General features: G+C 66.5%; 17 protein-coding genes and 1 pseudogene. 7 read left to right on the top strand and 11 right to left on the bottom strand.

All coding sequences use genetic code 11. The features are described from left to right. Positions 1-86: 86 nt before the first annotated feature. Positions 87-1088, bottom strand: a complete 1002-nt coding sequence (locus tag ABFA30_RS21280; protein WP_410045885.1) for an NADP-dependent oxidoreductase — start codon at positions 1086-1088, stop codon at positions 87-89. A 247-nt stretch (positions 1089-1335) separates the two neighbouring features. Between ABFA30_RS21280 and ABFA30_RS21275 the strand changes: the two genes are divergently transcribed. Then, positions 1336-2097, top strand: coding sequence for an SDR family oxidoreductase (locus tag ABFA30_RS21275; protein ID WP_253091297.1), 762 nt, complete (start codon positions 1336-1338; stop codon positions 2095-2097). A gap of 5 nt (positions 2098-2102) precedes the next feature. On the opposite strand, the gene ABFA30_RS21270 is transcribed toward ABFA30_RS21275, so the two are convergent. Next, positions 2103-2948 carry a lipopolysaccharide kinase InaA family protein gene (locus ABFA30_RS21270; RefSeq protein ID WP_253081478.1) on the bottom strand — a complete coding sequence of 282 codons (846 nt, stop codon included), beginning with the start codon at positions 2946-2948 and terminating at the stop codon, positions 2103-2105. A gap of 93 nt (positions 2949-3041) precedes the next feature. Continuing rightward, positions 3042-4214 carry an MFS transporter gene (locus ABFA30_RS21265; protein ID WP_225787144.1) on the bottom strand — a complete coding sequence of 391 codons (1173 nt, stop codon included), beginning with the start codon at positions 4212-4214 and terminating at the stop codon, positions 3042-3044. 157 nt (positions 4215-4371) lie between these two features. Here ABFA30_RS21265 and ABFA30_RS21260 point away from each other — a divergent pair, with 157 nt between their 5' ends. The 3 genes and pseudogenes from ABFA30_RS21260 to ABFA30_RS21250 all read left to right on the top strand — a co-directional run bounded on the left by ABFA30_RS21260 (position 4372) and on the right by ABFA30_RS21250 (position 7853). Continuing rightward, positions 4372-5769 (top strand): PLP-dependent aminotransferase family protein, encoded by a 1398-nt coding sequence (locus tag ABFA30_RS21260; protein WP_253167581.1) that lies wholly within the window; start codon positions 4372-4374, stop codon positions 5767-5769. 143 nt (positions 5770-5912) lie between these two features. Then, positions 5913-6944 (top strand): annotated as a pseudogene (locus ABFA30_RS21255) (methyl-accepting chemotaxis protein); the annotation flags it as partial. A 27-nt stretch (positions 6945-6971) separates the two neighbouring features. Further along, the gene (locus tag ABFA30_RS21250) at positions 6972-7853 is read left to right on the top strand and encodes a methyl-accepting chemotaxis protein (protein WP_410046063.1); all 882 of its coding nucleotides are present in this window, start codon (positions 6972-6974) and stop codon (positions 7851-7853) included. Between the two features lie 74 nt (positions 7854-7927). Here the strand turns inward: ABFA30_RS21250 and ABFA30_RS21245 are convergent, their stop codons facing one another. Next, the gene (locus tag ABFA30_RS21245) at positions 7928-9118 is read right to left on the bottom strand and encodes a benzoate/H(+) symporter BenE family transporter (RefSeq protein ID WP_253081481.1); all 1191 of its coding nucleotides are present in this window, start codon (positions 9116-9118) and stop codon (positions 7928-7930) included. Between the two features lie 146 nt (positions 9119-9264). Here ABFA30_RS21245 and ABFA30_RS21240 point away from each other — a divergent pair, with 146 nt between their 5' ends. After that, complete coding sequence (locus ABFA30_RS21240; protein ID WP_225787140.1) at positions 9265-9867, top strand: glutathione S-transferase family protein; 603 nt, start codon at positions 9265-9267, stop codon at positions 9865-9867. Positions 9868-10053: 186 nt separating this feature from the next. Here ABFA30_RS21240 and ABFA30_RS21235 read toward each other — a convergent pair whose 3' ends face one another. The 5 genes from ABFA30_RS21235 to ABFA30_RS21215 all read right to left on the bottom strand — a co-directional run bounded on the left by ABFA30_RS21235 (position 10054) and on the right by ABFA30_RS21215 (position 12788). Next, positions 10054-10428 carry a glutaredoxin family protein gene (locus ABFA30_RS21235; protein ID WP_225787139.1) on the bottom strand — a complete coding sequence of 125 codons (375 nt, stop codon included), beginning with the start codon at positions 10426-10428 and terminating at the stop codon, positions 10054-10056. Positions 10429-10491: 63 nt separating this feature from the next. Further along, positions 10492-11037, bottom strand: a complete 546-nt coding sequence (folE, locus tag ABFA30_RS21230; RefSeq protein ID WP_225787138.1) for a GTP cyclohydrolase I FolE — start codon at positions 11035-11037, stop codon at positions 10492-10494. A gap of 69 nt (positions 11038-11106) precedes the next feature. Further along, positions 11107-11667, bottom strand: coding sequence for a Smr/MutS family protein (locus ABFA30_RS21225; RefSeq protein ID WP_410045884.1), 561 nt, complete (start codon positions 11665-11667; stop codon positions 11107-11109). Positions 11668-11785: 118 nt separating this feature from the next. After that, positions 11786-12106, bottom strand: a complete 321-nt coding sequence (locus tag ABFA30_RS21220) for a hypothetical protein (RefSeq protein ID WP_410045883.1) — start codon at positions 12104-12106, stop codon at positions 11786-11788. A 91-nt stretch (positions 12107-12197) separates the two neighbouring features. Beyond that, positions 12198-12788 (bottom strand): cysteine hydrolase family protein, encoded by a 591-nt coding sequence (locus ABFA30_RS21215; RefSeq protein ID WP_225787135.1) that lies wholly within the window; start codon positions 12786-12788, stop codon positions 12198-12200. 179 nt (positions 12789-12967) lie between these two features. Here ABFA30_RS21215 and prmB point away from each other — a divergent pair, with 179 nt between their 5' ends. Further along, positions 12968-13876, top strand: a complete 909-nt coding sequence (gene prmB, locus ABFA30_RS21210) for a 50S ribosomal protein L3 N(5)-glutamine methyltransferase (RefSeq protein WP_225787134.1) — start codon at positions 12968-12970, stop codon at positions 13874-13876. 142 nt (positions 13877-14018) lie between these two features. Here the strand turns inward: prmB and ABFA30_RS21205 are convergent, their stop codons facing one another. Together ABFA30_RS21205 and ABFA30_RS21200 are read right to left on the bottom strand one after the other, a co-directional pair. Beyond that, positions 14019-14807, bottom strand: a complete 789-nt coding sequence (locus tag ABFA30_RS21205; protein WP_410045882.1) for a hypothetical protein — start codon at positions 14805-14807, stop codon at positions 14019-14021. 126 nt (positions 14808-14933) lie between these two features. Beyond that, the gene (locus ABFA30_RS21200) at positions 14934-15896 is read right to left on the bottom strand and encodes an alpha/beta hydrolase (protein ID WP_225787132.1); all 963 of its coding nucleotides are present in this window, start codon (positions 15894-15896) and stop codon (positions 14934-14936) included. 156 nt (positions 15897-16052) lie between these two features. Here ABFA30_RS21200 and aroC point away from each other — a divergent pair, with 156 nt between their 5' ends. Continuing rightward, the gene (gene aroC, locus ABFA30_RS21195) at positions 16053-17144 is read left to right on the top strand and encodes a chorismate synthase (protein ID WP_225787131.1); all 1092 of its coding nucleotides are present in this window, start codon (positions 16053-16055) and stop codon (positions 17142-17144) included. Positions 17145-17167 lie beyond the last annotated feature (23 nt).

Below are 17167 nucleotides of genomic sequence, written 5' to 3'. Positions count from 1 at the left end.
ATCCCCTTCGCAGCCCTTCGCGGGCAGCCGCTTGCCCTCCCGCACGACAGCGTCATCCGCACGGAGAGGCAAACAGCATCAGATTCTCACACCTTCAACACCAACTTCCCAAAATTCTCCCCACTGAACAACCTGAGCAACATCTCAGGAAACGTCTCCAACCCCTCCACCACATCCTCCTTGCTCTTCACCTGCCCGCTGGCCAACCAACCGGCGATTTCCCGCGCAGCCTTCCCATACTCCTTGGCATGGTCGAACACCACGAACCCTTCCATGCGCGCACGGTTGACCAGTAACGACAGGTAGTTGGCCGGCCCCTTGACCGCCTCTTTGTTGTTGTACTGGCTGATAGCCCCACAGATGACCACGCGGGCCTTGAGGTTCAGGCGGGTGAGCACGGCATCGAGGATATCGCCGCCGACATTGTCGAAGTACACATCGACCCCCTGGGGGCATTCACGCTTGAGGCCGGCGAGCACGTCTTCGGCCTTGTAGTCGATGACGCCATCGAAGCCCAGTTCGTCCTTGAGGTACTGGCATTTCTGCTGGCCACCGGCGATGCCGACCACGCGGCAACCCTTGAGCTTGGCGATCTGCCCGGCGATGCTGCCGACCGCGCCGGCGGCGCCGGAGATGACCACGGTTTCGCCGGCCTTGGGCTGGCCGACCTCGAGCAGGGCGAAGTAGGCGGTCATGCCGGTCATGCCCAGGGCGGAGAGGTAGCGGGGCAGGGGGGCGAGCTTTGGGTCGATCTTGTGCAGGCCCTGGGCGTCACCGGTGTAGTAGTCCTGCACGCCCAGCAGGCCGCTGACGTGATCGCCAGGCTCCAAGCCAGGGTGCCGGGAGGCGATCACTTCGCCCACGCCCAGGGCGCGCATTACCTCGCCGAGGGCGACAGGTTGAATGTAGGACTTGCCTTCGTTCATCCAGCCGCGCATGGCCGGGTCCAGGGAGAGGTACAGGTTCTTCACCAGCACCTGGCCGTCGGCAGGGTCGGTGGTAGGGACCTGTTCATAGGTGAAGTCGTCCCGGCGCACGGCACCGACCGGACGTTTGGCGAGCAGGAAGCGGCGGTTGGTCTGGGGCATTGGGGGTTCCCTTTGGTTGGGGGAGGCAGTGCCGGCCGATTTGCAGGCGGCTTGCGTGTGAAGTAGGCCATCACTGGCAACGCAATTCACGGTGGCAGACTCCATTAGATAGCCCGCCCTCGCCCTTGGATCAAGTTCCACAGTCCCCGCAAATACACCCCGATCCACCTGGTTGATCCTGCTGCCCAGCGTACGCCGCTCCTGTCTAGACTCCCTCCACCCCTACGAATCCTTTAAGGAGCCAGCAATGAGCATGAGGTTTTCCGGCCAGGTCGCCCTGGTCACCGGTGGTGCGGCGGGCATTGGCCGGGCGACGGCGTTGGCGTTCGCCGCCGAGGGCCTGAAGGTGGTGGTGGCCGACCGCGATGCGGTGGGCGGCGAGGCGACGGTGGCGCTGATTCGCGAGGCGGGTGGCCAGGCGTTGTTCGTCGCCTGCGACGTGACCTGCGAGGGCGAGGTGCGCCAACTGCATGAGCGGGCCATCGAGGCCTTCGGGCGCCTGGACTATGCCTTCAACAATGCCGGCATCGAGATCGAGCAGGGGCGGTTGGCGGAGGGGAGCGAGGCACAGTTCGACGCCATCATGGGCGTCAACGTCAAGGGCGTGTGGTTGTGCATGAAATACCAGCTCCCGCTGATGCTGGCGCAGGGCGGCGGGGTGATCGTCAACACCGCCTCGGTGGCGGGGCTGTCGGCGGCGCCGAAGATGAGCATCTACAGCGCCTCCAAGCATGCGGTGATCGGCCTGACCAAGTCGGCAGCCGTCGAATATGCCAAGAAGGGCATCCGGGTCAATGCGGTATGCCCAGCGGTGATCGACACCGACATGTTCCGCCGGGCCTATGAGGCCGACCCGCGCAAGGCCGAGTTCGCCGCAGCGATGCACCCGGTCGGGCGTATCGGCAAGGTCGAGGAGATCGCCAGTGCGGTGCTCTACCTGTGCAGCGACGGCGCCGCCTTCACCACAGGCCACGCGCTGACCGTCGATGGCGGTGCCTTGGCGATCTGAATGGTCTACCAGCGGCTTTCGATGTGGCCTGCGAGGAAGATATCGCGGCGCGCCAGGCGCCCGATGTCCTGGTGCTTGGCGATGGCGTACACCCGGTCGAACGCGGCCCGTTCGACCTGGGGGAAATACGTGGCGAGTGCCTGCTCCACCTTGGCGTCGTAGTCCGCTTCGGTGATGTAGCGGTAGATTTCGTGGTAGTAGAGGAAGCCGAGCTGGAACCCCAGGGTTTCGTTGGGGAAGTCCGTCGGTTTGCAGAAGCTGTTCTCCAGGTCGATGGCCATGGGCTGGGCGCGTTCGTCGAGCGGCAGCATCACGTTAGCGGCCCAGAGGTCCATGTGGGTGATGCCTTGCGCCTGCAACGCATGCAGCAATTCAAAGGCTGCCTCGAGCACGCGGTCGAGGGCCGCCGGGTTCTGGCGGATCAAGGTCAGCCCGTCGACATGGCCTTCCAGCAATTGGGTGATGAGAAACAGGTCTTGCACCAAGCCCAGCTTCGAGCGGCTGTAGCCGTAACCGACCAAGTTGGGCACCCGTGCGCCGCGCCTGGAGGCTTCGCAGGTATTGATCAGCTCTTCCAGGGTCCAGTCGTAGAGGCCGCTGCGCTTGGGAGTGCCCCGCTGCACGCGCCATTTCTTCTTCAACGAATCCAGCTGTTCGCGCTTGGTGAACAGCGCGCTCTGGGCGCAGCCCAACGGTGCGCTGACACGCTTGGCGCCCGGACGCTGTTCGATCAGTTGCTCGATGGCGGCACGAGTATGGGGGGTAAGCGGGGCTTGGAAATGCAGCGTGGTGCGGCGGTGTTTCAGGGTGTAGGGGTATTCGCCGGCGAGAAGATGAATGCTACGGACCACGCTGCCTTATTCCTAGTGATATCAAAATGACATTGTTATTTCCTTGAAATATTACAGTTATTTAATAAATTTCCTACAGATTTTTACGTATTTTCACACTTGCGAAGCGGCGAGTTCCTCCAAGTGCTGTTGACGCATCCGCCGCAACAGGGCGCTTGCGACCAGCAGGCAGCCGATGAGCAGCGCCACGCCGAATACCACCAGCGCCATGCGTGGTCCCAGTCGGTCGTTCAACCACCCGGTCACGATCACCGGCAGGCTGAATCCGAGGTAGGCCAGCAGGAAGAATCCGGCGCTGGCGCGGGTTTTTTCGCTGCTGGCCAATTGGTTCACCGCAGCCAGCCCTCCGAGGTAGATGAAGCCGTAGCAGGCGCTGCTGGCAGCCACCGCGCCCAGCAGCACCGCGGCCAGGTGCCCGCCGGCGGCGCCCCAGGCCAGCACGGCATAGCTGCAGGGCAGGATCGCCAGGCCCAGCAGGGTGGCGTGGGCATTGGGCAGGCGACGGGCCATGGGCTGGAACAACAGGCCGCAACTGATCACGCAGAAGGTGGAGAAGCCCGACCAGGCACTGAGCGCGTGCTGGCGCAGGATGCCTGGCAACAGGGCAATGACCAGGCCGACGCAGGCCCAGGCCAGGAGGATGGCAAAACCGTAGGCGAGGCTGCCGGCCGGGTAGCAGGGCAGGCGCAGCATGGCGCTGCGTTGGGCCGGGCGTGGATCGGGCAGGCGCCACACCAACACCAGGGCGACGGTGGCGAGCAGCAACTGCAGGTGGAAGCTGGCCGGTGCCAGGGTGGGGCCGGCCAGCAGGCACAGGCTGGTCAGTGCAGCACCCAGGCCAAAGCCCAGGGAGGTGCTGGCGGTCACCCAGTTGGCGGCGCGGCCGATATCGCCGCCGGCCATCAGTTCGCCCATGTAGGCGGTGGCGGTGGCTGTCGCCATCCCGGTGCCCAGGCCCAGGACCAGGCGCGCCAGGCCGAGGGTTTCCAGCCCTGGGGCGAGCAGGAGCAGGGAGGTGGCGATCATCGACAGGCACAGGGCGGCGAGGATCAACGGCCGGCGCCCGACGCGGTCGGCCAGGCCACCCAGGGCGATCAGCACAGGCAGTACGCCCAGCACATAGCTGGAGAAGGCCGTCGCCGTGGCCGCCGCGCCACGGCCGGAAAGGTCTGCATAGGCGATGTACAGGGGCGCGGGCAGGTTCACCGCCAGGGTGATCAGGCACAGGGCGAAGGCCAGGCGGGCCGGGGCGGAGCGGGTGGGCATGGGGGAATCCTTCTTGAGGGCGCGAAGCGGCCCCGGAGGGCAACCGAACGTCTTGGGCTCGTGAGCACAACAGTGGGCCTGGCCCCCTTGACCAACAAGGCACACTCCCAGCCCATTTGTGATTAACTGTTCTGTCAAAACAACCGAACACCTGACGATGAACATCCACCTCGACCGCCACGCTGCCACCCCCCTGGTGCAACAACTGACCGACCAGCTGCAAGCCTGGATCACCCGGCAACGCCTGCGCCCCGGCACCCGCTTGCCGTCGATCCGCACCCTGGCGCGCAACCTGGCCGTCAGCCCGTCCTGCGTGATCGAGGCCTACGACCGGCTGGTCGCCAGCGGCTGGCTGGAGGCGCGCCATGGCACGGGGTTCTTCGTCGCCGAGCGCAAGCCGGGCCTGGAGCAGGATCAGGCACAAGCCTGGGGCGAGGCGGTGGATGGCAGTTGGCGGCAGTTTCGCGAGGGCCATGACGAACTGCTCAAGCTGGGCTGTGGCTGGCTCCCCAGCGCCTGGCGGGCCGGCGACGAGCTGGCCCAGGCCATTCGCCAGGTCAGCCGTAGCCACCCCGAAGCGCTGTTCGACTACTGCCCACCTCTGGGTCTGGCCAGCCTGCGCCTGCAACTGCACAAGCGCCTGGCGCGCCTGGACATCCCCGCCGGTACGGAGCGCATCCTCACCACCCAGGGGGCCAGCCATGCCCTCGACCTGCTGGTGCGCACCCTGTTGCGTCCGGGTGATGCGGTACTGGTGGAAAGCCCCGGCTACTACAACCTGTTCAACCTGCTGCGCCAGCACCAGGTGCGCATGCTGCCGGTACCGCGCACCCCCAGCGGGCCGGACCTGAACGCACTGCAGCGCCTGCTGGCCGAGCACCGCCCGCGCTGCCTGTTCGTCAACAGCCTCTACCACAACCCGACTGGCACCAGCCTCACGCCCAAGGTCGCCTATCGCCTGCTGGAACTGGCCCGGGAGCATGACCTGCGGATCGTCGAGGACGATATCTACGCCGACTTCCAGGACGGCCCGGCAACACGCCTGGCGACCCTCGACAGCGAGCAACGGGTGATCTACATGGCCAGCTTCTCCAAGACCCTGAGCAGCGCCCTGCGGGTCGGCTACCTGGTGGCCGACCCGGCGCTGGTCGCGCGCCTGGCGGAGCTGAAGATGGTCACCGGCATCGGTACCTCGCGCTTCGCCGAGCAGGTGGTGGGGCAGATGCTCGCCAATGGCAGCTACCGCAAGAGCATGCAGCGCCTGCGGCTACGCCTGGGGCAGCACATGGCCAAGCTGCTTGGGCAACTGGAGGCCTACGGCTGGGAGGTGTTCTGCGAGCCCTATGGGGGCATGTTCGTCTGGGCGCGTGCACCTGGCCTCGACTATGCCCGCCTGGAGCGGATCGCCCTGGACAACGCCGTGCTGCTGACGCCGGGCAGTGCCTTCGATCACCAGGGGGCGCCGAGCGACTGGCTGCGCATCAATGTCGCCTATGGGCAGGATGTGCGTGCCCAGGCGTTCTTCCGGCATGCAGGGCGACCTTCAGCCTGCTGAAAACGACACAGGCATAGCTATTTGACATCATTGTGGCGGCTGGGCCTTGTGAGCAGGGCGCGCCTGTTGCCATTCTTGGCCTGGAAAAGGGCTGCTCTGCAGCCCCCCATCGGCATACATGCGACTGGCAGGGGGAATCGGTGATGCGGGCGACCAAGCACGGTGTTCTGGCCAACCTGGGCATGGCCCGCAAGCTGGGCCTGGGTTTCGCCCTGGTGCTGTTGCTGACCCTGGCGGTGGCGGCCATCGGCGTCGTGGCGCTGCAGGGAGTGGGCCAGCGTTTCGACGGGTTGCGCCAGATGAGCCAGTTCAACACCGACCTGCTCAGGCTGCGCCAGCACGAACAGGCCTTCGCCCTGCGCTCGGACATCAAGGAGGCCGACGCCCTGCGCAGCGGCCTGCAGGGCCTGCTCGAGCGCGCCCGCGGCGTGCCGGCGCTGGCGGCGGCGCAAGCGGACCTGCAAGCCTATGGCCAGGCTTTCGAGGCCTTCGTCGAGGCGGTGCAGGGCAAGGAGCTGGCGCTGGACATGGCCAGTTGGTCGGTGTCCAGCGTGGCCAACAACCTCGATGTGCTGCAAGCGGGCCTGGCCGACGATGGCACCTATACCTTGCAGCAGTCCCAGGGCCAGGAGGGGGGCGAGTTTCTCGAGCAGGCCGCGCAGGTGGCCCAGGTCTCGCGCCTGATGCTGCAGGCCATGGACGAGGCGCGGGTGCGCCTGGAGCAAGGGCGCAAGGGCGAGGAGGCGGTCAACGAGGGGCGCATCGCCCAGACCGTCGAGGCCGCGACCCTGGTCGACCAGCTTAAGGCGGCGGTCAGCGATGCCGGCTACCAGAGCGTGCTCGGCGAAGTGGCCGGGCATATCGCCAGTTTTTCCGACAAGCTCAACGAATACACCGACCTGTTGGCCAAGGAGCAGGGCCTCAAGGCGCAGTTGCAGGCGCGCGCCGGGCAGGTCACGGCACGGGTCGACCAGGCCTACGCCACCCAGGAGCAGGCCATGCAGGGCGAGCTGGGCCGCAACACCCTGGCCATCGTCCTGGCCACGGCGCTGGCCTTGCTGGTGGGGATATTGGCGGCCTGGTTGATCACCCGGGCGGTGGTCGGGCCGCTCAAGCGGGTGATCGACCGCGCCCGGCGCATTGCCGCCGGTGACCTGGCCATCGACGGTGAGGTGGCGCGCCGTGACGAGGTGGGCCAACTGATGCAGGCCATGCAGCAGATGGCAGCGGGGTTGTCGGGCATCGTCAGTGGCCTGCAGCATGGCATCGAGCAACTGGCCGGCAGTGCCCAGGCGCTGTCGGCGGTGACCGAGCAGACCAACCGTGAGGTGGGCAGCCAGAAGGAGGAGACCGAGCAGGTGGCCACCGCCATGCAACAGATGACCGCCACCGTGCACGATGTGGCGCGCAATGCCGAAGAGGCCGCCCAGGCTGCGCAGAGTGCCGACGACAAGGTCGGCTCCGGCCAGCAGGTGGTACGCCAGAGCATGCAGCGTATCGAGCAGTTGGCGGCGGCGGCGGAAACCGCGAGTGCCGGGATCGACAGCCTCAGCGCCGAGATCCACACCATTGGCGATGTGCTCGACGTGATCAAGAGCGTGGCCGAGCAGACCAACCTGCTGGCGCTCAATGCGGCCATCGAAGCGGCCCGGGCCGGTGAGCAGGGGCGTGGTTTCGCGGTGGTGGCCGATGAAGTGCGCGCCCTGGCCCGGCGTACCCGGCAGTCCACCGAGGAAATCGAGCGCCTGGTCGCCAGCCTGCGCGGCAATGCCCAGCAATCGGTGGCGCAGATCCGTGGCAGCACCGAGCTGGTGCGCCTGGCGGTGGCCGATGCGCTGCATACCGAGAGCGCCCTGGGCAGCATTGCCGCGGCGGTTTCGTTGATCCAGCAGATGAACCAGCAGATCGCCGCAGCGGCCGAGCAGCAGAGTTCGGTGGCCGAAGAGATCAGCCGCAGCGTCACGCAGATTCGCGGCAGTGCCGATCAGGCGGCGTTGGCCATGCAGGGCAATGCTCGGTCGAGCGTGGCGCTGGCGCAGTTGGGGGATGAGCTGAAGGGGATGGTGGGGCATTTCCGGTTGTGAGTTGCCTGCACGGGCCGATTGGGGCTGGCTAAGGCTGGGGGCGCTTCGCGCCCATCGCCGGCCAGCCCCATCGATCAAGCCCTGCGCGGGCTCAGGATCAGCAAGGTCAACACCCCCGCCACGATCCCCCAGAACGCCGACCCGATCGAAAACAACGTGAACCCCGATGCCGTGACCATGAAGGTGATCAACGCCGCCTCACGCTCGCGGGCCTCGCCCATGGCCACGCTCAGCCCGTTCATGATCGAGCCGAACAGCGCCAGCGCAGCGATCGACAGCACCAGCTCCTTGGGCAAGGCGGCGAACAGCGCTGCCAGGGTGGCGCCGAACACCCCGGCGATGCCATAGAAGATCCCGCACCACACCGCCGCGGTATACCGCTTGCCTGGGTCTTCATGGGCATGCGGCCCGGTGCAGATCGCCGCGCTGATCGCCGCCAGGTTCACCCCGTGCGAGCCGAACGGCGCCAGCAACAGCGAGGCCAGGCCAGTGGCCGAGATCAGCGGCGAAGCCGGCACCTGGTAGCCATCGGCACGCAGCACCGCGACGCCGGGCATGTTCTGCGAGGTCATGGCCACCACGAACAGCGGGATGCCGATGCTGATGGTCGCCGCCAGGGAGAAGCTCGGCGTGGTCCACACCGGCCTGGCCACTTCCAGGTGGAAACCGCTGAAGTCCAGCAGCCCGAGGGCGCCGGACAGGGCGGTGCCCACCAGCAGCGCGGCGAGCACGCAATAGCGCGGCGACAGGCGCTTGACCAGCAGGTAGCTGAAGAACATGCCCAGCACCAGCACGGTGCGGTGCTGGGCCGCGACGAAGATCTCGCTGCCGATCTTGAACAGGATCCCAGCCAGCAGCGCCGAGGCCAGCGACGCGGGGATGCGCCTGACCAGGCGCTCGAAGCTGCCGGTCAGGCCGCAGATCAGCACCAGCACGGCGCAGGTGATGTAGGCGCCGATGGCTTCGCCATAGCTGACCCCGCCGAGGCTGGTGATCAGCAGTGCGGCGCCGGGCGTCGACCAGGCCACGGTGACCGGCGTGCGGTAGCGCAGCGACAGGCCGATGCTGCACACCGCCATGCCGATCGACAGGGCCCAGATCCACGAGGAAATCTGCGCGCTGGTCAAGCCGGCCGCCTGGCCCGCCTGGAACATCAGCACCAGCGAGCTGGTGTAGCCGGTGAGCATGGCGATGAAGCCGGCGACCACCGCCGACGGGGAACTGTCTGCCAGGGGGCGCAGGCGCGCGGAGGTGGCATCGGTCATGGGAAAGTCCTTGTAACTATGTAAGCGTTTTTTTCAGACTACCCTGCCAAGGCTCGATCCTTGCGATACAGCGACCATTGCTTTTAACCGTACAGTCGCCAACCATTGGGCTCGAACCGGCAACTGCATGCGAGGGGGGAGGGGTGATGTACAAGGTCTACGGGGATTACCTGTCGGGCAACTGCTACAAGGTCAAGCTGATGCTCCATCTGCTCGACCGTCCGTATGAATGGCAGGCGGTGGACATTCTCAAGGGCCAGACCGAGACGCCCGAGTTCCTGGCCATGAACCCCAACGGCAAGGTGCCGGTGCTGCAACTGGAGGACGGCACCTGCCTGTGGGAATCCAACGCCATTCTCAACTTCCTGGCCGATGGCAGTGCCTTCCTGCCGAGCGAGCCGCGCCTGCGTACCCAGGTGCTGCAGTGGCAGTTCTTCGAGCAGTACAGCCACGAGCCGTACATTGCCGTGGCGCGTTTCATCCAGTTCTACCTGGGGCTGCCGCAGGAGCGGCTGGAGGAGTACAAAGGCCTGCACAAGGGCGGCTACAAGGCGCTCAAGGTGATGGAGAAGCAGTTGCAGATGACGCCCTACCTGGTGGGTGAGCAGTATTCGATCGCCGACGTGGCGCTGTATGCCTATACCCATGTGGCGCATCAGGGGGGCTTCGACCTGGGGCCATATCCGGCGGTGAAGGCCTGGCTGGCGCGGGTGGCGAGCCATCCGCGGCACGTGCCGATGGGGGAGTGAGGGGCAGGGCCGCTTCGCGCCCCATCGCCGGCAAGCCGGCTCCCGCAGGTCCCTGCTAAATCAATGAGTTAGCGTTTGTTCTATGAGAGCCGGGTTGCCGGCGATGGGCCGCAAGGCAGCCCAAGGTGACAAGGCACTGCGTGCCTGACGGGATCGAGGCCGCAGCAGGCGACCGAAAAGCCAGTCTCAGATCGCCGAGAACCGCTTGTCCAGGTAGGCGATGATGTCGTTGGATTCATACATCCAGGTCACCTTGCCGTCGTCTTCCTCGATCCGCAGGCACGGCACTTTCACCCGACCGCCGCCTTCGAGCAGGGCCTGGCGATGCACCGGGTCGTTCTTCGCGTCGCGCAGGGTCACCGGCACGTTGAGGCGGTGCAGGGCGCGGCGGGTCTTGACGCAGAATGGGCAGGCATGGAACTGGTACAGCGCCAGGCCCTTGGCCTGCTGCTCGACACGCGCCTGGGCCGCCGCGTCGCGCTTGCGCTTGGCCGGGCGGCTGATCCAGTCGCCGAACACGATGAGCTGGCCGAGGCCGACCCGCAGGGCTTTGACGATCATGGGCAACTCCTGGGCAAAAGAAAAAGCCGACCCGCGAAGGGTCGGCCCGGGGTCACAGGCCGATCACTTGATCAGGCTGAGGAACTCGCTGCGGGTGGCGGCGTTCTCGCGGAACTCGCCGAGCATCACCGAGGTGATCATCGTCGAGTTCTGCTTCTCGACACCGCGCATCATCATGCACATGTGCTTGGCCTCGATGACCACCGCCACGCCGGCGGCGCCGGTGACCTGCTCCACGGCCTCGGCGATCTGGCGGCTGAGGTTCTCCTGGATCTGCAGGCGGCGGGCGAACATGTCGACGATCCGCGCCACCTTCGACAGGCCCAGGACCTTGCCCTTGGGCAGGTAGGCGACGTGGGCCTTGCCGATGAATGGCAGCATGTGGTGTTCGCACATCGAATAGAGCTCGATGTCCCGGACCAGCACCATCTCGCTGTTGTCGGAGCTGAACAGCGCGCCGTTGGTGACTTCTTCCAGGGTTTGCTCATAACCGCGGCAAAGGTACTTCATGGCCTTTGCGGCCCGCTTGGGCGTGTCGAGCAGGCCCTCACGGGAGACGTCCTCGCCGAGCTGGCTGAGGATCTCGGTGTAGTTCTGTTCCAGGGACATGGATCTACCTGTGGGAATAATCGCAAAGGCGAAGGGTACGGCGGCGAGGGCGGCGCTGCAAGCGCGGCGTCACTCGTCGCGGCCTTCGAGCATGGTGCGCTTGAGCATCACGTACACGGCGCCGGTGCCGCCATGGCGGGCCTGGCAGGAGGTGAAGCCGAGCACTTGCGGGTGCTGGCGCAGCCAGGTGTTGACGTGGCTCTTGATCATCGGCCGCTTGCCGTCCAGGCGCGCGGCCTTGCCGTGGGTGACGCGCACGCAGCGCACTTCCAGCCGGGTGGCTTCGGCGATGAAGTCCCAGAGGGTCTCGCGGGCCTTTTCCACGGTCATACCGTGCAGGTCGAGGCTGCCCTCGAAGGGGACCTGGCCGAGCTTGAGCTTGCGGATCTGGCTTTCCTGCACGCCGTCGCGGCGCCACATCAGTTCGTCTTCGGCACCGACGTCGATGACGAACTGGTCGGACAGGCCATCGACCACCAGCGGCTGGTCGCTGCGCAGCGTCGCGGCCTGGCGCAGGCTGGCCATCTGCTTGCGGTCGGGCTTGGGCTTGCCGACATCGGCACGGTCGTGCTTGATCGGTTTCACGCCGCGCATCTCGGAGTGGAACAGGGAAAAATCGTCGTCTTGCATGATGCCTCCACGTGGGCGGCGTAGTTTACGCGACTGTGGGCGGGCGTACAGCCTGTGGTGGCCTATTCGCGGGTGGCTTCGGTGTCACCGCATTGAGGCGCGAAGCGGCCCTGGAACCTCAGTCGTGTTTCTTCATCAGATGCGGTGCCAGGTTCAGTTCTCGGCTGCGGCGCAGGCGAATGCGGCTGCGCCGCCAGAAGCGCACGCCGACATACAGCAGAAGCAACCCGACCACGGCCAGGGTGACGGCCAGCGGCCGGTTGGCATTGAGTTCAGCCAGGGCCTCGTAGTTGCCCAGCAGGCCGGCGATGCCGGCCATGGCCAGGAGCACACCCAGCGTGGCCAGCAGGGCGGACAGGCTGGCAGCCAGGCGTGCACCCCAGTTGCGCGGTTCGCGCGGGCGCAGGCGCTTGGCATCGAGACTGTCGCGGAGCTTCATTACGGTTTCCTCGGGATCTTGCGGCGCTGATCCAAAATTCGACCTGAAGCCGGCCGGCAGGTTCCGCCCGGCCGCCGGGCGGTCGTCGCGGTCAGATCAGGCTGGCGGTCGGGGCGACGCAGGCGAAGTTGTCGGCCATCACGGCCATTTCGCACTGGTGGATCTGCGCGGCCGGGATGACCGTGTCCTTGAACGCCAGGTCGCGGGTGGTGGAGGCATCCTCGACCAGGGTGCAGCGGTAGCCATAGTCCTTGGCCCGGCGCACGGTGGTGCTGACGCTGGAATGGCTCATGAAGCCGCAGACGATCAGGTCCAGGTGGCCCAGCTCCTGCAGCGTCTCGTGCAGCTTGGTGTTCTTGAAGGCGTTGGGCATGCGTTTTTCGATGATGATCTCACCTTCGTGCGGCTCCAGGCCGGGAATGAATTCACCGCGGCTGCCCTGGGGGTCGAACAGGCCGCCGACGGTGCCCAGGTGGCGGACGTGGATGATCGGACGACCGGCGCTGCGCGCGGCGTCGAGCAACCGGGCGATGTTGGCCACGGCCTCGTCCATGCCCGACAGCGCCAGGGGACCGCTCAGGTACTCCTTCTGCGCATCGATGATGATCAGGCTGGCTTGGCCCAGCTTGGCCGGCGGGTAGTCGCGGCCGCTGAGGCGGAACATCGTGGTTGGAACAGACATCAAGGGCTCCTTTGGATAGGGCTTTTGTGCCCCTATTCTCCCTTGCCTCGTCGCCAATGTGAATGGTTGACATCGCAGGCGGCATGGTTACTGGCCTCTGGCCGGCAAATGGTGAACCCGGGGGAACATTTGCGCGGGTGGGCTGTTAGACTTTTGTCCTGTCTGAAAAGGAGTCCCCCGTGATCACATCCCGCCTGCGCACCCTGCGCGACCATATCCGCTGGGCGGTCAGCCGCTTCCATGAGCACGAGCTGTTCTTCGGCCACGGTGCCGACAACGCCTGGGACGAGGCCCGCCTGCTGGTGCTGGGTGCCGTGCACCTGCCCTGGGAAGTGGCCGACAGCTACCTGGACTGCCAGCTCGAGGATGACGAGCGGGTGCGCCTGCAGCACCTGCTCAAGCGCCGTATCGAGGATCGGGTGCCGACCGCCTACCTGCTGGGCGAGGCCTGGTTCTGCGGCATGTCGTTCCTGGTCGACGAGCGCGTGCTGGTGCCCCGTTCACCGATCGGCGAGCTGATCGAGAAACGTTTCGAACCCTGGCTGGCGGCCGAGCCTGCGCGGATCCTCGACCTGTGCACTGGCTCCGGGTGCATCGGCATCGTCGCCGCCGACGTGTTTTCCGAAGCCGAGGTGGTGCTGGCCGACCTGTCCTACGATGCCCTGGAGGTGGCCAACCAGAACATCGAGCGGCATGGCCTGGAGGCGCGTGTCTACACCGTGCAGGGCGATGGTTTCGCCGGGTTGCCGGGGCAGCGTTTCGACCTGATCCTGTCCAACCCCCCCTATGTCGATGCCGAGGATTTCGCCGACATGCCGGCCGAATACCACCATGAGCCCGAGTTGGGCCTGGCCTGTGGCAACGATGGCCTGGACCTGGTACGGCGCATGCTCGCCGAGGCGGCCGACCACCTGACCGAGAAGGGCCTGCTGATCGTCGAGGTGGGCAACAGCCAGGTGCATGTGGAGGCGCTGTATCCGGAGGTAGACTTCACCTGGCTGGAGTTCGAGCGCGGCGGGCATGGGGTGTTCATGCTCACGGCCGAGCAGTGCCGGCAGCACCAGGAGCTGTTCCAGGCGCGGGCCTGATCGGGGCAGGGGGCTGCTTTGCAGCCCATCGCTGGCGAGCCAGCTCCCACAGGTCCGAGTCGATCACAGATGATTCGCTTTGCAGGGTAACTTGTGGGAGCTGGCTTGCCAGCGATGGGCCGCGAAGCGGCCCCGCTCGATCTCAGCGCGTAGCGATCCAGATCAACAACCCCGCCTGGAACACCGCGAACGCCACCAGGCAGGTGATGGTGAAGCGCAAACCGCTGTCTTCGCGGCGGTACTTGGCCACACGCTCATCGCGCTCGCGCAGTTGCGCTTCCTTCTCCTGCAGGTTCTGCTCGGCCTGCTGCAGCATCCCCGCCGCCTCGAGAATGTCGACGCGCTGCACCTTCTCGCCGTTCCAGCCGCCCTTGAGCTGGCCCACCGGGGTTTCCACGGTGCGGCCCTTGAGCAGTTGCCCGTCGGTGTACTCCACCTCCAGGCCGACACTGCGCAGCACATGGTCGCGGCGCAGGCGGGAGTCCTCGTTGAGGGCGTCCTTGCTCGGCAGGCTCATGCCTTCGACCTGGTAGTGCGACCACTTGCCCTGCAACCACTGCGCGGCCTGGCCCAGCAGGAAACGGCCAAGGCCACGGTTGAGCGGCTCGAGCTGCAGGCCGCCGTCGCCACCGATGCGCACCTGGCGCTGCTCATGGTCGACGCGGATATCCAGGTGGTTCTGCTCCTTGCGCACCTTCTGCCCGGGCAGGCGGATCTCCATGCGCAGCAGGCTGTGCGTCTTGCTGTGCCGCTCGGCATGGCCGAACTGCACGAAGCGCAGGGGGCGGGCGCCGCTGTTGCGGTCGGTGGGCAGGGGCGCCAGGCGCAACAGCTGGAAGTGCTCGACGGCAAGGTCTTCCCAGGGCAGCGGAGCGCTTTGCGGGGCTTGTGAGTCTTCGTCCGCCTCAACGGCGGCGGGGGCATCGGTCATCAGGGGTGTCCTCGAATGCACGGCGGGCGGAATGGGGGCATAGGGCTGCTGCGCAGCAGCCCCAAGAGCACCGGTACCGCCTCGATACCGCGTTATCGGCAGCGACGAGGACTTCCTGAGCGCAATCTAGGCCGGCGGCAACTGGCGGATGAACGCGACGATCCGCTCACCCAGTTCGTGGGCCAGCGGCAGGCCGGGGTTGTTGTAGCTGTCGCGTTGCTGGCGCATGCCCCTTGGGCTGATGCGCAGCATATGGTTCATGCCATCGATCAGCGCCAGTTGCGCATCGGGCTTGGCCGCCTTGAGGCGCTCTGCGTCGGCGACGTCCACCTGCACGTCGTTGCGGCCCTGGACGATCAGCGCCGGCACCTTGAGACGGGCGAAGGCCGCCGCCGGGTCCTGGCGCAGCAGGGAGATCAGGTACGGCTGCACCGTGGGGCGGAACACCTCGCGCAGCGAGGGCGGTACGTCGAGGCTGGTCTGCCCGGCCTGCAGGCGATCGATCAGCGCGTTGCCGCGCGCCAGTTGCGCCGGCGGCAGGCGTTGGGCCAGCTGTTCGCGCAGCACTTCGGCTACCGGCCGGCCGCTGCCGGCCACGGTGATCACCGCGCTGGCGCCGGCCTGTTCCGCGGCCAGGCTGGCGATCAGCGCACCTTCGCTGTGGCCGAGCAGGATCAGTGGGCCGAAGCGTGGGTCGGCCCTGAGTTTGCGACCCCAGGCCACCGTGTCGGCGACATAGCGCTCGACGCTGAGGTCGCGCTCGTCGGGCGTGGCCGGCTGGCTGGCGGCCACGCCACGCTTGTCGAAGCGCACGCTGGCGATATGCTCGCTCGCCAGCAGTTGGGCCAGGCGCTTGAGGTTGTCCAGGCGCCCGCTCGCCGGGTTGTTGCCGTCGCGGTCGGTAGGGCCGGAGCCGGCGATGATCAGCACCACCGGTGGCGGGCTGTCTTGCTGGGGCAGCAACAGGCTGCCATGCAGCACGCCCTGGCCGGTGTCGAGGTCGATGGGGCGATGCAGGACGGTGGGGGAAGCAGCCTGGGCGAGGGTGGTACAGCACAGCAGGAGGAGGGCGGCAAGGCGCAATATCATGGAGCTACTACCTGGAGGGATGCTGGTTGGACCGGGTGGTGGTGGGAAGGTTCGCGCGGGCCAGTGGCGGCCAGATATTTCGAATTTTTTCGCAAACCCCCGGCTTTCCGTATACTGGCGGCCTCCTTCCCATTCAGGCAGATTCGCGGAGCGTCCATGTCCGGCAATACCTACGGCAAGCTGTTCACTGTCACCACCGCTGGCGAAAGCCATGGCCCGGCGTTGGTCGCCATTGTCGATGGGTGCCCACCGGGCCTGGAGATCTCCCTGGCCGACCTGCAGCACGACCTCGACCGGCGCAAGCCCGGCACCAGCCGGCACACCACCCAGCGCCAGGAGCCTGACGAAGTGGAGATCCTTTCCGGGGTCTTCGAAGGGCGCACCACCGGCTGCTCGATCGGCCTGCTGATCCGCAACACCGACCAGAAGTCCAAGGACTATTCGGCGATCAAGGACCTGTTCCGCCCCGCCCACGCCGACTACACCTACCACCACAAGTATGGCATCCGCGACTACCGTGGCGGTGGCCGCAGTTCTGCGCGCGAGACCGCCATGCGCGTGGCCGCCGGCGCCATCGCCAAGAAGTACCTGGCCACCCAGGGCATCCGCGTGCGTGGCTACATGAGCCAGCTGGGCCCGATCGAGATCCCGTTCAAGACCTGGGACGCGGTGGAGCACAACGCCTTCTTCAGCCCCGACCCAGACAAGGTGCCGGAGCTGGAGGCCTACATGGACCAGCTGCGCCGTGACCAGGATTCGGTCGGCGCGAAGATCACCGTGGTCGCCGAAGGCGTGATGCCGGGCCTGGGCGAGCCGATCTTCGACCGCCTCGATGCCGAGCTTGCCCATGCGCTGATGAGCATCAACGCGGTCAAGGGCGTGGAGATCGGCGCCGGCTTCGCCAGCGTCGCCCAGCGTGGCACCGAGCATCGCGACGAACTGACCCCGGACGGTTTCCTCAGCAACAACGCCGGCGGCATCCTCGGCGGGATTTCCTCCGGGCAGCCGATCGTCGCCCACCTGGCGCTCAAGCCGACCTCCAGCATCACCACCCCGGGCCGCTCGATCGACATCGATGGCAACCCGGTCGAGGTGGTCACCAAGGGCCGTCACGACCCCTGCGTGGGCATCCGCGCCACGCCGATCGCCGAGGCGATGATGGCCATCGTGCTGATGGACCACCTGCTGCGCCATCGCGCGCAGAATGCCGGTGTGCAGGTGGGGACGCCGGTGCTCGGGCAGCTCTGATTGCGTCTGTGATTGTGCTGGCC

The organism is Pseudomonas sp. HLMP, from assembly GCF_046365545.1.
GTDB classification, from domain to species: domain Bacteria; phylum Pseudomonadota; class Gammaproteobacteria; order Pseudomonadales; family Pseudomonadaceae; genus Aquipseudomonas; species Aquipseudomonas guariconensis_B.
Note: the sequence above shows the minus strand (reverse complement) of the source record. Positions and strands in the feature narration are given on the sequence as shown.

Bases quoted from the DNA above. Each gene is read 5' to 3' on its own strand.
- ABFA30_RS21280 (WP_410045885.1), bottom strand. From the start codon at position 1,088: ATGCCCCAGACCAACCGCCGCTTCCTGCTCGCCAAACGTCCGGTCGGT.
- ABFA30_RS21275 (WP_253091297.1), top strand. From the start codon at position 1,336: ATGAGCATGAGGTTTTCCGGCCAGGTCGCCCTGGTCACCGGTGGTGCG.
- ABFA30_RS21265 (WP_225787144.1), bottom strand. From the start codon at position 4,214: ATGCCCACCCGCTCCGCCCCGGCCCGCCTGGCCTTCGCCCTGTGCCTG.
- ABFA30_RS21260 (WP_253167581.1), top strand. From the start codon at position 4,372: ATGAACATCCACCTCGACCGCCACGCTGCCACCCCCCTGGTGCAACAA.
- ABFA30_RS21250 (WP_410046063.1), top strand. From the start codon at position 6,972: ATGCAGGCCATGCAGCAGATGGCAGCGGGGTTGTCGGGCATCGTCAGT.
- ABFA30_RS21245 (WP_253081481.1), bottom strand. From the start codon at position 9,118: ATGACCGATGCCACCTCCGCGCGCCTGCGCCCCCTGGCAGACAGTTCC.
- ABFA30_RS21240 (WP_225787140.1), top strand. From the start codon at position 9,265: ATGTACAAGGTCTACGGGGATTACCTGTCGGGCAACTGCTACAAGGTC.
- ABFA30_RS21235 (WP_225787139.1), bottom strand. From the start codon at position 10,428: ATGATCGTCAAAGCCCTGCGGGTCGGCCTCGGCCAGCTCATCGTGTTC.
- folE (WP_225787138.1), bottom strand. From the start codon at position 11,037: ATGTCCCTGGAACAGAACTACACCGAGATCCTCAGCCAGCTCGGCGAG.
- ABFA30_RS21225 (WP_410045884.1), bottom strand. From the start codon at position 11,667: ATGCAAGACGACGATTTTTCCCTGTTCCACTCCGAGATGCGCGGCGTG.
- ABFA30_RS21220 (WP_410045883.1), bottom strand. From the start codon at position 12,106: ATGAAGCTCCGCGACAGTCTCGATGCCAAGCGCCTGCGCCCGCGCGAA.
- ABFA30_RS21215 (WP_225787135.1), bottom strand. From the start codon at position 12,788: ATGTCTGTTCCAACCACGATGTTCCGCCTCAGCGGCCGCGACTACCCG.
- ABFA30_RS21205 (WP_410045882.1), bottom strand. From the start codon at position 14,807: ATGACCGATGCCCCCGCCGCCGTTGAGGCGGACGAAGACTCACAAGCC.
- ABFA30_RS21200 (WP_225787132.1), bottom strand. From the start codon at position 15,896: ATGATATTGCGCCTTGCCGCCCTCCTCCTGCTGTGCTGTACCACCCTC.
- aroC (WP_225787131.1), top strand. From the start codon at position 16,053: ATGTCCGGCAATACCTACGGCAAGCTGTTCACTGTCACCACCGCTGGC.